Origin of the sequence: Lacticaseibacillus manihotivorans DSM 13343 = JCM 12514 (genome assembly GCF_001435035.1) — a bacterium.
Lineage (GTDB): Bacteria > Bacillota > Bacilli > Lactobacillales > Lactobacillaceae > Lacticaseibacillus > Lacticaseibacillus manihotivorans.
In genome coordinates this window covers 1-13,180 of record NZ_AZEU01000232.1, presented here as the reverse complement: position 1 = coordinate 13,180, position 13,180 = coordinate 1, and the positions used below count along the sequence as shown (strand labels likewise).

Here is a 13,180-nt window from a genome sequence, read left to right as displayed (position 1 = left end):
TCGAAATCACAAGCCAGCGACTTATTCTCGTCCGAGCACCTTCGCCATGATTTTCCTGATTTTCACCACTTGTCCGTGCACACTTTGCCGACTCATGCCAAGTTGCCGCGCAATTTGTGCTTGCTTCATGCCCTCATCGACTAACAAGCTGAAAATCTGTCGCTGCAGTTCCGTCATCGTGCTGAGTGATTCGGTGATGGTTTCGCGCACTTCCAGCTGGGTGATATCCACCTCAGTATTCATCGCGGCCTCATCATTCACGCGACTGGCACGCTGTAAGTCTTTCACAATTGATCCGCGTTGTTTTTCAATATCCAAATAGATCAACCGGCCTACACCGCGATTAAAGACTTCATCTGAAAGCTCACCGCGGCGCTGATAGTGGTCAATATACTGCAAGCGAGTAAAGCTTAACCAATCCTCGTAGTCTATATCACCTTGCCTGATGTGTGCCCGAGCCAAGGCTTTATATAAGATCTTCATGTTCTGCGACATTAACTCAAAGCCATCTGCCATTGCGATCCCCCCAATCTGGCTGCTTTGATTCGGTCAAGATAACACAGGTATTTGTTGGGTGTCACATCACCAATTTAACGCTGGTGAAACAAGCTTTCAGCCCAAATCTTGGCCATCAAAACAAGGCTGCAAAACAGCCGCAACCTTGTGTTAACAGCACTTATGTTTTAGAAGTAGGGACTTTGAAAAATTTTCGGCGGTTATTTAGGTAATTTATTCGATATTTTCGTACTGCTTTTCAATACACTGGGCCGCAAGTTCGGGTGAGTGCCCGTATAAGACATCCAACGTGGCCTTCAAATCTTGATCGTAAAACCAATCATCCAGCGGAAACATTGGCGGCACCTCAACAGGCGGGTAGCCTTTCACCTGCGTGCCTTGCTGAGCCAAGATGTTACCGGCTAGCTGCAAGGCGACTTTGTGAGTCAAGACGGCTTTGCGCAAGACATAATCAGCTAAGATGTCCACGCGCGCTTGCGACACCAGCGGGGATTCACCAAATTGCCGCTTCCCTGTCCAATGCGTGACCTGTCCGGCTTCATCGGTAGTGATGAAATCCACTTTCCTGCCGTCTCGCACCTGAATATCCTGGCACGTCGGCGTGAAGAACCATAAACCAAACGCGTTGCTGGCATTCGGGGACCAGAAACTATAGCCGCCACACGTGGCAACGCGCATCGGCCCATGAAACTGGCCGAGTTTGGTTTGGCCTTCTTCAAGCGCTTGTTTGACGAGTTGATGCCACATGTCGTCAGCCTGGCGCCGCGTATAAAAATAATAAACCTGCCACTCATCTTCCAATTGCTGGCATAGCCTGAGTGGCGTATAGCGGCTGAAGAATAACTCACCGTGAATCGTGACGCAAAGTGAAGGAAACTTCAGATGATGTGTGCCCATCACAAAAGCGATAGTTTGATAATCAAACTTTTGCAGTTGTGTTTTAGGGGCGGCATCGACATCGACGACGATTGATTCTTTGAATAGATCCATAGTGGCGCCTCCAATGATCAGGATTTGGTTCACCCTTATTTTGAATCACCACGAGCCACTATTTCAGTTAATCGGTAAAAATATTTGCAAAAATATACACCGCTTACAAGCTTAGAAACATTACTTCCAATTGCAATCCGCATCGCCACTTTTTCAGTAATCCCGCAAACACGACGCACATAAGCCTTCACTGATTGCCGAATATTTCGCCACAAATGTTTCAAAATCAGCACAAATGATACACAATTTTATTCATTTGGAGACTAGAAAGTCTGTTGAAGTATGGTAGAATTGAATAGTTTTCACCATACTCGATATACATAACCTTAGGAGGGCTCATGGAGGACGACGTAATCAGCCTCGGCCAAGTGTTCAATACGCTGAGGAAACATATTATTATGATCATCATTTTTGCATTCGGGGGGTTATTGGTTTCAGCTGGGGTCACCTATTTTGTCATGACGCCTAAATACGATTCCAGTGCGTTGATTTTAGTCAACCAAAAAGACAACACCAACGTTGCGACGCAATACAACGCGGTACAAACCGACTTGCAGATGATCAATACTTATAAAGACATCATCACGGAACCAGTCATCTTGGATCAAGCAGCTAAGGATTTACACAAGTCTGGCCGCTTCAGTGGGACTGCTTCGGACTTGAAAGCCGCTTTGACGATTTCCAACAACGAGAATTCGCAAGTGGTCAACGTGACTGCCGAAGCCACCAGCCCTTATGTGGCCCGCGACATCGCCAACGCCGTAACTAAAGTCTTCCAAAATAAGATCACCAAAATCATGGCCAACGCCAAGAACGTGTCCATCATCTCGGCGGCAAAGCTCCAAACCAACGCGGTTTCCCCACGCAAAGCGATCAACTTGGCCGTGGGCTTGTTGGCTGGGTTAGTCTTAGGCATCTTGTTAGCCTTCGTTCGCGAACTCACCGATAAAACCGTTAAAGCCCCAGATTTCATCACCGACACCTTGGGCTTGCCATTATTAGGCACAGTTTACAACATTGATTCACGCGACCTGAAGTTCGGCCAAGCCCGCTCAGCGCATGGCAAGAACGCACGGCGCACCCGTAATGGAGGTGAACGTTAATGTTTGGATTCAGTAAAAAACGGCAAAAGGCCCTCGAAGACGTCTCCATGCACAAAGGCGTCGGCTTGATTACCGACTATGCCCCAAAATCACATATCTCTGAACAATTTCGGACATTACGGACCAACATCCAATACTCTGACGCCGATCACCAAATCAAAACCTTGGTCTTTACGTCAAGCGGCCCTTCTGAAGGTAAGTCTACGATTTCTGGCAACATTGCCGTGACGTTCGCCAACCAAGGCTTGCGGACGCTGTTGGTGGATGCTGACACTCGCCGCCCCACGGTACATGCGACGTTCTCCTTATTGAACGAACGCGGCTTGGTTACCTTATTGACCAGCAAAGAAGATCTGGACTTAAGCGAGTACATTGTGCCAACCAGCGTGGATCACTTATCCGTGTTGCCCACTGGCCCTGTGCCGCCGAACCCTTCTGAATTGTTGAGTTCCAAGCGCATGGAACGCTTGATCGCCACACTCGCCAAGAACTTCGACATGGTGATTTTCGATGTGCCACCGTTGGGTTCGGTCACAGATGCGCAGATCTTAGCTTCTAAAGTCGACGCTACCGTGCTGGTCGTTCCTTACGGCATCGCGCAAAAAGGTGCGGTACTCGCGGCCAAGAGCATGCTCGAACAAGTCGATGCCAACATCATCGGCGTCGTCCAAAACCGCGTTCCTGAAGAAGCCAATGGTTACTACGGTTACTATGGCTACTACGGGTATTACGGCAAGAAAGATAAAGATAATACTGCTGCGAAGTAATGCGGCATGGAAGTCCGTCGAGGAATCGGCGGGCTTTTTGTTTTGTTCTTCGTCGAGGGTTTCCGTGCAACGCACCTGCGTCCAGCACGCCTCAGGCCCATGAAACACAATACGATTCAAGGGCTGAGGCGAGACTGGACTTAGTGCTAAGGGCGCACGGAAACCCTCTGGGACGCAAAAAAGACCCGCGTCTACTGGGGAGAGCAAACGTAGGTCAGTGTGAAAGGAACCCGTCCATTCATCAGCCGTCACCCAACGGCCTAGGTGCCTAACGGAGATGAGCGACACCATACTTTTAGTATAGCGACCCCTTCCTCTATTTTTGTGCAAGTTTAAAAAAGTTTGTTTGTCGTGATTGACAAAATGCAATCGTCTGCCATTTAAATAGTGTCTGGCCGGACAAATCAATTCACATCGTCGAGCGCGAAAAACAACGCTGACACAGTTAGCTACGTCCCCGCCTTTGTGCCACAAAACGGCACAAAGACGAGCACTAGGCTACCTGGTCCGCTAAAACCGTTTTTCTCCGCTCTGGTTTTTAAGTCTTGTGGTGAACAGTCAAGTGAATGAGGTGAGGTTCTAGAAATATTTTTGGGTAGTTGAGCGTATACTTCCCCCAGCCCGCGACTTTATTGTTTTTCGGTTGCGGGAAAGCGTATCGCTAAACTAAACCAGTCACGCTAGACCAATTTCGCTTGATCGTACAATTGATGGTTCTTCATCAAAGTGAGAACCAAACGTACGAGCTTGCGAGCGGTCAATAAACTGGCGCGACGATGTTGATACTTTGGAACCTCCCGATATTTCTTGTTGTAGTATTTTTCAAATACTGGATCGTGCGTTCTTACCGAATTGGCAGCTTCAACTAGGTAATAACGCAGATATTGATCCCCGCTGTGGACACGTGGCGTTGCTTGGCGCTCAGTGTTGCCTGATTGGCTTCTACGCCAAACTAGGCCAGCGTACTTGGCTAGACTAGCTTCATTCTTGAAGCGTTCGGGTTGACCGATCTCGGCAATGATGCCAGCGGCGTAAACTGGGCCGATGCCTGGAATACTTCGCAAACACTTTGCTTCAGGTGTCGCTTCACACAAAGCGGCGATACTCTTATCGAGTTGTTTCAACTGTTGACTGAACATGCGGATCTCGTTGGCGTACATGCCCAAGACGAGATTCACAGAATCCATGACTTGCTTGTCGAGTCGATAAGAGTCGCGTGCTGAACGTTTCAACGCTTTAGCGACGGCTTCGGGATCACCGAAGCGACCATGACCAAGGGTGTTGAGATCGCTTGTGAGTTGTTCTAGCGGTAACTCCGCAAGCTCATCCAGCGAGTAACGCTCGTCGGTCAAGACCGTCATCATGGTGGCACCAAAAACTGACGTTGGTAACTCGGCGTCGATCGTATTCATCTTGTAGTACAGATTATTGAGAAAGTGGTTCTTACACCATGTAATCTCTTTAGTCAGATGGAACCTTTCACGAGTTAGCCGTTGAAGTGCGAGGTGACGCTCATCACGAGGCACTGGCACTTCATAACGGCCAACACGTAGGAAGTCGGCGATGTTGCGGGCGTCAACTGAGTCCGTTTTATCCTGGTCATACACCTGACTGAAACGATGGGTCATCTTGGGATTCAAGGTGACGACTTCAATGCCAACCGCTTCGAGTTTGTCGTCGTTGGTCAGTTCGTAAGAGGCCAAGACATTGTATACCGATGTTGCTTCAAGGCCTACAATTACCCGTTCATAAGTGAGCTTCTTGTAGGCGTCTAAAATATCTTGTTTGATGGCTTTAACGCCATCAGGGCGGTTGGCGACAGAGTCTTGGAAGACAACATTCTGATCGCTATCCATCCCACAGAAATCTAATTTAGCTTTAGAAACATCAATACCAACATTCAAGTTCATAGGACTGGACCTCCTTTCTTTGTCAGATTGATTGGAGAAGACTTGGGTGCTGCGTGATATCCCCTAATTATGAACGGTCAGTGCTTCCTCGCGGTATGAGTAGTCCGCTACTAGTCGTTGAGCTGCGTGATGAAACGTGAGTCATCACCAACCACTATTAGCCCTACAGCTTGTGGTGTGCGCTTAGTACCATTCATCTGGGAGGCAGACTTTAATTGTAGTCTGAATTGCTTCAGCTACAGGAGGTAAAAGCCTAGACCAGTTGGACCCAGATCCAATGAACAACTAGAGGATATCACGCAACACTCAAGTCGACTGAACAACTTTGAACTTGATACAACTTTACTATACGAGGAGGTTCCATTATGGCACGTTCTATTAAATCATTCACCCTCAGTGTCTTGACCAAAGACGCTGACGCCAAGTCCAAGATTCGCACATTCAAATCCGTCGATCCGAAAATCACCGATGAAACGGTATTGGCTATTGCTGAATTGGTCAACAGCTTTGTTGATGACGACTTGCAAAAGCCGATCGTCACCCGCGCTGATGAAATCGACATCGAAGGCTAGGAGGTAACTTACCATGAATAACTATGTCATTTCGCTTGTTTACACCAATGGCGCCAACGTCAAAAACACGTTCAGGATCTCAGGCTTGACCAAAGAAATTACTGAGATCAATGCCTTGCAGGCGCTGCAACAATTGCCTGAAATTGGCGGTTTTGTCGATGCCACTGGGGAGGCGTTGTTTGTCAATCCAATTGAAGCTGACGTCACACAAACCATTAAAACCATTTACAAGCTGTAAGTTTGCGGGCGGTCGCAGCCATTGTGGTGAGGGCTTTGGGGCAAGTAAAGGAAGTGAGTCATCATGGATCAATTGATCAACAGCATGCTCGACCAAGCCATCGGCGGCTTGATTGCCGTGCTTCTACTAACCAAAATCGATAAGCGCTTAGAGTCGATGACGCAAGCCATGGAGACTTTGAGTGCGGCCATCAAGGAGGCGTTGTCACATGTCGACACCGTTAGTCGCTGACGTGTCCAGCTGGAATCCCGACACGCAAAGCTTTTTCAACACCCTCGCGCAAAAAGGCGTCAAAGCCGTGATCGTGAAATTGACCGAAGGCACCTACTACACCAATCCCAAGGCCAAAGCGCAGATCAAAGCGGCGTGGAAAGCTGGCATGCATGCGCACGGCTACCACTACGCGCATTATCAAACTGCCGCCCAAGCCAAAGCAGAAGCCTTGTATTTCGTCAAAGCCGCCAAAGCAGTCGGCCTCAACGGCACCTCAGTGTTAGCCGTTGATGTCGAAGCCCCAGAGTTGCCCAAAGCGCCGCTGACTGGATTGACCAACACCTTCTTATCGACGGTCAAAGGCACCGGTTTTGGTAAGGTGGACTTCTACACCATGGCTAGCTGGGTGAAAAGCGGCTACTTGAAGCCAGCCAATTTGTTAGCCAAGAACATGTGGATCGCCGCATGGGGCGTGTCGCAACCTGGCATCAACAATGTCGGCACGTGGCAGTTCACCAACAACTTTCAAGGCTTAAAGGTGGATATGAGCTATGACTTCCACGGGTTATACACGAAAATTTGAAAACAGCCGTCACCTGATTGGAGGTGGCGGCTGTTTTAATGCGATTTTAAGCTGGGCCAAGCAAGCGGTCTAGGAAACGATTCCAGCGAGCACGCCAAGAATTGTACTGCTTGAGATAGGCCCGCTTACGATTTTCCCGATTTTGCAATAATTCTGCTTCTGTCGGAAAATGGTCCAAAGGTGTCCCACCTACTGTGGCTCGGGCAGCATTTAAGGTCTCCAATGCATCGGCTTCCCGCGCTTCAGGCGACATGGCGAGAAAGGCGTCAACACCAGGCCAAGATTCACGAATTGCTGCCAAGGGATCATCGTTTTCTGTCACCAAAGTGCACTCCTTCCAATTTTTCAATTACACTGCCACCTTGGTGCACGACTCCTTTTTAGAACCGAGCCATGGGTTAGTAGGCGGGACCCAAGACACGATCTAGAAATCGATTCCATCGTGCGTGCCAAGAACGATATTGCTTCTGATAAGCTTTGTCACGTTGTGCTTGCGCTTGAGCCAATTCATTATCAGTCGGGATATGATCCAAAGGTGGTGCCCCTAATACCTCGCGATCTTGATTCAGCACTTCAAGCGCGTACGCATGGCGTTCATCGGCAGACTTGCCCAATACTCGTCGTAGTCGGGCCACACTGCTTGCACCACTGGATCTAGGTTATTTTCTTTCGTCATCTCGATTTGCCCCTTTCAAGATCGTCATTAAATTCTGAATTTGACTCAACGAAGAATCTGCTAACATCCGTTCAACGATTGGCTCGAATTCTTCATTGACTAACAATCGTGCGGTTTCCGAACCAATGGCAGACAGGATTGCTTGGCAATCAAGATAACCATTCTGGTCTAACAACCAAGCAATTTTATCGATTAAGTGCAAAATATTCGCCAGGCCAAGTCGACTTGCTGTTAAATCGGAGAAATCTTGCTGCTCTTTGACAGAAACAAGTTTCCAGCTGCTTTGCTTTTTCTGGTTACTGATAACGTGCTTGAATTTTTGCAAGAACATGGTCACCGGTTCACGAACTTCGTGATGATAAAAATCGATGAGCTTATCGGATGTGTCAATTCGTCTTATCCGATTATCCTGCCATCGCATGGTTTCTTTTCGAATCATGCCGAAAAATGCCAGCGTCGTTCCAGAAACGCCAAATCCGATTAACTGTGACAAACCATCCTGCATACTTTTGCGAAAATACCTTGTCACGAAGATTCCGGAACCGATGGCTAAAATGCCAAGCAGAAGCCAGACTCCGATACCTCATTTTCGCATATTTAGATCTCCGTTTCGTCTCTTTGCGGAAGAAATAATATTATTTTGCCCTCACTTAATCAATATGCGAAACGGCGCCGAATCATCTTTTACAGTTTAATGACAGTGAAAAAAGCCGCCAACGACTGGCAGCTTTACTCAAGTTTTTGGATGGCAGGCTTAGGCACGGCAGATTTCTCAACGGCTTCCCAAGCAGTGACCCCTTTTTTGGTGTTGTAAGTGACTTTCAAATACGCCCCGACGCGCAATGGCCGCGACTTGTTGGCGTTAAAGACCAGCGTTTGGGTGTGGCCTTGTTTGTCATAGCCTGGCTGGTTGTAGCGATAGTCGACATACACGTTGCCGGCGTCATCTTGCGGCGCGATTTTGGTGCCGGTGGTGGTGATCTTAGTATAATACGCGACGCCACCATAATTGGTGATTTCAAACAGCTTCAAGCCGCCAAACGCCAATACCACAAACAATACCAACCCGATCAAAAACTTTCTCATGTACGCTCACCTCACCTATGATTATCGCAGGTCAAAGCCCGTTGTGCGCGAACGGTTTTGTAAGGTGGGGTGACGCGCGTTAGTTGTCTTGCGCCCAAAGAATCGCCCAAGCGCGACTTAAACGGTGACGCCAGCTATTCTTGACTTGCGGATGTAAAACTTGTTGGGCAGCCGCGTCAGCTTCTTCGGGTGTCAGGAGTCGATCAATCGGCGCTAGTCCATATTCGGCGTTTTTTTCATTAATTTTGCGTAGAAGATACGCATCTTTTTGGTCATCTGGCGTGGCAAGAAATTCGGTAAATCCTGGAACGTGACGTTTCAAATATTCCAGACTTTCTGGACTAAATTCTTCCATGATCTTTAGCCTCCTGTAATTGCGCAATACAACCGGACAATTAATGAATTCAGAAAAATAATCTACGGCTGCGCAAAATGCTGCCGAACTCGAAGCGACAATGGCGTCGCTCCCCCCCTCCGAACCTGTCCAAATCAAATCTCCTGCGCCCACAGAATCGCCCAAGCACGACGGAAACGTTGACGAAAACTCGCCTTTTTCTTTGGTCCGTATAGTTCTTGGCTTGCGATCTCAACTTCTTCATCGGTGAGAAGCCGATCAATTGGTGCCATTCCCTCCTTGATTAACGCCTCATTCACCAGATTGACAACATAGGTTTCGCGCTCATCATCAGGCATGTCATATAATTTTGAGTACCCTGGCAGTACACGTTTACGATATTCAAGCTTTTCTTCATCAGTCTGCATGATTTGTTTTATTCCTTTCAGCTGTCCTGTGCCCGTTCTTGATAGAGACGCTTTTCCTCATCAGTGATCATCATTTGATCAGATTCCTTTCAGTTATCCTGCACCCACAGAATTGCTCAAGCGCGACGCAAACGGCTAAGAAAACTCGCCTTTTTCTTTGGTCCATATAGTTTTTGACTTGCAACTTCAACTTCTTCATCTGTTAGTAGCCGATCAATTGGCGCGATTCCCTCCTTGATTAACGCCTCATTCACCAGATTGACGACATAGGTTTCCCGAGCCTCATCAGACATTTCATAAAATTCTGCATACCCTGGGAGTACCCGTTTACGATATTCAAGTTTTTCTTCGTCAGTTTGCATCATTGGTAGGTACCCCCTTAATTGTGTCAATTAGATAGTCAAGATTCCGCAATGTCGAGTGCTGTCTTAGCTGTAGAATTGCGTACTGATAATCTTTGGCAAGCAATAATCGTTTGAGTTCGGACGCAACAGCGTGAAAAATTTCATCCGGATACAAGTAGTTCTTTTGTTTTAGTAGCCACGCAAGGTGATCTAATCAATGCAATATTGTGGCCAACTCAAAGCGGACTGCCAAAGTCACCTCATACTCACGATCAATTTTCCCGTCTTGGGATCAGGCATCAGCGTGTTGGACAGCTTGGCTTTCTCTGACGTGAATTTTTGCATGAACTCGAGGACTAGCTTCCTAATTTCATTGTTGTAAAACGACAGAACTTTAGACGTATTGTCGATCCGTCGCATGTGCGAATCTTGCCAGCGAATGGTTTCACTGCGGATCATCGACACCACTGCCATCACACCGCTGGAAATTGCGATCCCAATTAATTGGGCCAAACCGCCAACGGTATAATGCCGGAATCCCCACATCCCGAGTAGCCCCGCAAAACTCGCAATCGCCAGCCACATCGCCTACTTGCTTGGTTTCCATTCTTTCATATTCAGGCCTGCCTTTCCACAGTTCGTGGCAGAAATAATATTTTCCCCACACTTTATAAATATGCGAAATAAGCCCGAATCATCTTTTCAATCGTCAAAAACTTGGAAATCTGCGCAAAAAATAGCCGCAACCCTATTCAGGTCAACGACTTGATGATCTATTCCAATTTAGGCTGCTACGGTAAACTGGTGCCTTTGGTATAGACGACGCAATCAAAGGTCTGATCCGTCCCGCCTTGAGGCAACTTGGCATTGGCATATTCCCAATAACTGCCAGTTTTTGGTTTCTTGCTTGTGATCACATACCGCGCAGCACTCGGCGCAACCGCCTTGATTTTGGCCAAAGTGGACGGACTCCCCATCAACACCACGCCTTGTTGATAGTAAGCTTGCAAAAAGTTGATCAACGTAGTGAGCTTAGCGGCAACCACTGAGGCTTTCGGCGGGTCGCTGGCATAATTGCCGTAATACGTCACGTAAATGCCGATCGGCAACTCGCCAGCATCGGAAACATGTTTAATGAAGTTTTCGGCTTGAGCTTGCGGCGTAGAATCAAAGCTGAAGTAGTGATACGCCCCGACTTTCAAATTCCCGGCGCGTGATTCATTGGTAGCAAAATTGTCATCGACAAAGCTGGCACCTTGCGTGGCTTTGAGGTAGACGAAGCTGACGCCGCCGTCTTCAAGCTCGGAAGCATCCAGCACCCCGTCAGCTTGGCTCATGCGCACGCCAAGTTTGGGGTATTTGGCCTCGCTTGGCCGCGGATTTTTATGGCCCCACCACCATACCCCAACGCCAATTGCGGCGAGGACGACGATAACTAAAATAACGATGGTAATATTTCGGCGGCGGTCATAAGTATCCGCATAAATTGGGCGCTTAGCACGCATGGTGTCACCTCCTGCATGCCTGATATTATACCGCACCAACGACAGTTGTGGCCATCAGGTGTCAGTTTTGTCACATTGATCAAAATCAGACTTTGGGCTGATGCTCACAAAGTTTTTCCAGCTAGAATTGCCTTATGAATTGAATTCCAGTATGCTGGAAGCGGAACCGTAAGGAGTGAAAAACATGTTAGATGACCGCTTGATCAAAACCATTTTCACTTTACCCACCGCAAGGCTTGGGAACATTCAATTGTATGGGATTTTCTACCACTACCGCGTGCTCGGCGAGGCCGAAATCGGTGACCAAGTGGTGGTAGTGGCTGCGGACCGTTCAGGATTGACGGTGCGCAAATTGGGGTCAGAACTAGATTACTAATTGGAGGAGTCATAATGAATATTTTATCGATCGTCCTCGGCGTCGTCGCCGTGATTGTTATTTTGATTATTGCCGTGATTTTGTTCACGAGTGTTGCCATTATCCATACTGGGGAAGTCGGCATCGTCGAACGCTTGGGGAAATACGTCCAAACCTTGCAACCAGGGTTTCATGTGGTGCCACCAATCATCTATCGCATCACTGAAGTCGTCAACATGAAGCAAATTCCGCTGAAAGTCGACGAACAAGAAGTGATCACCAAAGATAACGTCGTGGTGCGCATCTCCGAAACCTTGAAGTATCACATCACCGACGTCAACGCCTACGTCTACCAAAACAAGGATTCTGTGCTGTCCATGGTCCAAGATACCCGCGCCAACTTACGCGGGATCATCGGGAACATGGATTTGAACGATGTGTTGAATGGTACTGAAACCATTAACCAAACCTTGTTCACGCAAATTGCTGAAACCACTGCCGGCTATGGGTTGAACGTTGATCGTGTCAACATCGACTCGATCAAAGTCGACACCACCATTCAAGATTCCATGAACAAGCTGTTGCGCGCCAGCCGTGAAAAAGAAGCCAACATCATGGAAGCCGAAGGTCACAAACAAGCTGCCATTGCCAAAGCCGAAGGGGAAAAACAAGCCTCGATTTTGGAAGCTGAAGCCAACAAGCAAACTCAGATTTTGCAAGCGCAAGGCCGCGCGGAGTCGCAACGTTTGATTGCCGAAGCCGTCAAAGACCAGATCAACTCCATCAATGCTGGGTTAGCTCATGATGGCGATATGTATCTGAAGTACAAGAACGTCGAAGCCTTGGAATCCTTGGCTAAAGGCGATGCCAATACAGTGGTCTTGCCTTCTACTGCCATTGATTCCCTTGGCCAGATTCCGGCTGTTGGACAAGTGCTGGCCGCGACGCAGACGAAGAAATAAGCCTAACTTAACGCTCTCGCTGCCTGTCTTGGTAGCGAGATTTTTTGTTGCCACCGGTAACAAGACATGAATGCTTTGGATGTAAATAAAAACCTCACAGCTACCAACTGTGAGGTGCAGCATTCATCGGATGCCCCGCAAAAGTTACCTTAGCAAAACATTCGCCGCAGTAGACTCTTCCAAAAGTTCATAGCTGCGGTTTTTGTTTTGCCTTTTTTTCCGAGAAAATCCGCTCACATGACCCAGTTTGCGATGTGTTTGGATCAGTTCAATTCCAGCGAGCGGATCGCCCTAATACACATTCGCTACGCCGACATGCGCCGTGATCACTGCCAGCACGTCCCTCACCCTCAAGGATTGTCGACTTTGGGTTAAAATACACCGCATCGACCGCCTAACATATGGCGAGACGCCACGCCGAGAAGAATTGCCCAATCACCTTGCTGGTATATGACATCAGAACAGTAACGATATTATATTTATCAACAGACAAATACTTTGATCGTACCCTACTGATTTTTGTAGGGATTTTTTATATGATAAAATTCGCAAATTGCAAGAACAAGTTAGCCACCCCATGGCACGACACCGTGAGATG

Annotated in this window: 20 protein-coding genes; 8 read left to right on the top strand and 12 right to left on the bottom strand. The window is 47.9% G+C overall.

Features of this window, described 5'->3' with window-relative positions:
* Positions 1 to 21 precede the first annotated feature (21 nt).
* The gene (locus FD01_RS12155; RefSeq protein WP_054715568.1) at positions 22 to 516 is read right to left on the bottom strand and encodes a sigma-70 family RNA polymerase sigma factor; all 495 of its coding nucleotides are present in this window, start codon (positions 514 to 516) and stop codon (positions 22 to 24) included.
* 213 nt (positions 517 to 729) lie between these two features.
* Positions 730 to 1,506: a hypothetical protein gene (locus FD01_RS12150; RefSeq protein ID WP_054715571.1), complete on the bottom strand. Its 777-nt coding sequence runs from the start codon at positions 1,504 to 1,506 to the stop codon at positions 730 to 732.
* A 338-nt stretch (positions 1,507 to 1,844) separates the two neighbouring features.
* Between FD01_RS12150 and FD01_RS12145 the strand changes: the two genes are divergently transcribed.
* Positions 1,845 to 2,609 (top strand): YveK family protein, encoded by a 765-nt coding sequence (locus FD01_RS12145; protein WP_054715577.1) that lies wholly within the window; start codon positions 1,845 to 1,847, stop codon positions 2,607 to 2,609.
* The gene (locus tag FD01_RS12140; RefSeq protein WP_056964533.1) at positions 2,609 to 3,376 is read left to right on the top strand and encodes a CpsD/CapB family tyrosine-protein kinase; all 768 of its coding nucleotides are present in this window, start codon (positions 2,609 to 2,611) and stop codon (positions 3,374 to 3,376) included. Before FD01_RS12145 ends, FD01_RS12140 begins: the two co-directional genes overlap by 1 nt.
* A gap of 680 nt (positions 3,377 to 4,056) precedes the next feature.
* Here FD01_RS12140 and FD01_RS12135 read toward each other — a convergent pair.
* A complete protein-coding gene (locus FD01_RS12135; RefSeq protein ID WP_056964531.1) occupies positions 4,057 to 5,286 on the bottom strand; it encodes an IS110 family RNA-guided transposase in 1,230 nt (409 codons plus the stop codon).
* Between the two features lie 365 nt (positions 5,287 to 5,651).
* On the opposite strand from FD01_RS12135, the gene FD01_RS12130 reads away from it, so the two are divergent.
* The 4 genes from FD01_RS12130 to FD01_RS12120 all read left to right on the top strand — a co-directional run bounded on the left by FD01_RS12130 (position 5,652) and on the right by FD01_RS12120 (position 6,892).
* Positions 5,652 to 5,858 carry a hypothetical protein gene (locus tag FD01_RS12130; RefSeq protein ID WP_054715580.1) on the top strand — a complete coding sequence of 69 codons (207 nt, stop codon included), beginning with the start codon at positions 5,652 to 5,654 and terminating at the stop codon, positions 5,856 to 5,858.
* 13 nt (positions 5,859 to 5,871) lie between these two features.
* Entirely contained in the window at positions 5,872 to 6,096 is a 225-nt protein-coding gene (locus FD01_RS12125) for a hypothetical protein (protein ID WP_054715584.1), read from the top strand.
* A 63-nt stretch (positions 6,097 to 6,159) separates the two neighbouring features.
* Entirely contained in the window at positions 6,160 to 6,327 is a 168-nt protein-coding gene (locus FD01_RS16175; protein WP_156647312.1) for a hypothetical protein, read from the top strand.
* Complete coding sequence (locus FD01_RS12120; RefSeq protein WP_056964529.1) at positions 6,305 to 6,892, top strand: GH25 family lysozyme; 588 nt, start codon at positions 6,305 to 6,307, stop codon at positions 6,890 to 6,892. The genes FD01_RS16175 and FD01_RS12120 overlap by 23 nt, the downstream gene beginning before the upstream one ends.
* Positions 6,893 to 6,938: 46 nt before the next feature.
* Here FD01_RS12120 and FD01_RS12115 read toward each other — a convergent pair whose 3' ends face one another.
* The 9 genes from FD01_RS12115 to FD01_RS12075 form a co-directional block, all read right to left on the bottom strand.
* Positions 6,939 to 7,214, bottom strand: a complete 276-nt coding sequence (locus FD01_RS12115; protein ID WP_152164764.1) for a hypothetical protein — start codon at positions 7,212 to 7,214, stop codon at positions 6,939 to 6,941.
* Between the two features lie 76 nt (positions 7,215 to 7,290).
* Positions 7,291 to 7,527: a hypothetical protein gene (locus tag FD01_RS12110; protein ID WP_152164765.1), complete on the bottom strand. Its 237-nt coding sequence runs from the start codon at positions 7,525 to 7,527 to the stop codon at positions 7,291 to 7,293.
* Positions 7,528 to 7,551: 24 nt separating this feature from the next.
* Positions 7,552 to 8,061 (bottom strand): hypothetical protein, encoded by a 510-nt coding sequence (locus FD01_RS12105; protein ID WP_054715596.1) that lies wholly within the window; start codon positions 8,059 to 8,061, stop codon positions 7,552 to 7,554.
* 236 nt (positions 8,062 to 8,297) lie between these two features.
* A complete protein-coding gene (locus FD01_RS12100; RefSeq protein WP_054715599.1) occupies positions 8,298 to 8,654 on the bottom strand; it encodes a YxeA family protein in 357 nt (118 codons plus the stop codon).
* A gap of 79 nt (positions 8,655 to 8,733) precedes the next feature.
* A complete protein-coding gene (locus tag FD01_RS12095) occupies positions 8,734 to 9,009 on the bottom strand; it encodes a hypothetical protein (protein WP_054715602.1) in 276 nt (91 codons plus the stop codon).
* Positions 9,010 to 9,143: 134 nt separating this feature from the next.
* Positions 9,144 to 9,416: a hypothetical protein gene (locus FD01_RS12090; RefSeq protein WP_054715605.1), complete on the bottom strand. Its 273-nt coding sequence runs from the start codon at positions 9,414 to 9,416 to the stop codon at positions 9,144 to 9,146.
* A gap of 116 nt (positions 9,417 to 9,532) precedes the next feature.
* Positions 9,533 to 9,781: a hypothetical protein gene (locus tag FD01_RS12085; RefSeq protein WP_054715608.1), complete on the bottom strand. Its 249-nt coding sequence runs from the start codon at positions 9,779 to 9,781 to the stop codon at positions 9,533 to 9,535.
* 234 nt (positions 9,782 to 10,015) lie between these two features.
* Positions 10,016 to 10,345 carry a hypothetical protein gene (locus FD01_RS12080; protein ID WP_056964527.1) on the bottom strand — a complete coding sequence of 110 codons (330 nt, stop codon included), beginning with the start codon at positions 10,343 to 10,345 and terminating at the stop codon, positions 10,016 to 10,018.
* Positions 10,346 to 10,551: 206 nt separating this feature from the next.
* A complete protein-coding gene (locus FD01_RS12075; protein WP_056964525.1) occupies positions 10,552 to 11,265 on the bottom strand; it encodes a GH25 family lysozyme in 714 nt (237 codons plus the stop codon).
* 184 nt (positions 11,266 to 11,449) lie between these two features.
* On the opposite strand from FD01_RS12075, the gene FD01_RS12070 reads away from it, so the two are divergent.
* Together FD01_RS12070 and FD01_RS12065 are read left to right on the top strand one after the other, a co-directional pair.
* The gene (locus FD01_RS12070; protein WP_056964523.1) at positions 11,450 to 11,641 is read left to right on the top strand and encodes a hypothetical protein; all 192 of its coding nucleotides are present in this window, start codon (positions 11,450 to 11,452) and stop codon (positions 11,639 to 11,641) included.
* Between the two features lie 14 nt (positions 11,642 to 11,655).
* Complete coding sequence (locus FD01_RS12065) at positions 11,656 to 12,582, top strand: SPFH domain-containing protein (RefSeq protein ID WP_054715617.1); 927 nt, start codon at positions 11,656 to 11,658, stop codon at positions 12,580 to 12,582.
* The last annotated feature ends 598 nt before the right edge of the window (positions 12,583 to 13,180 follow it).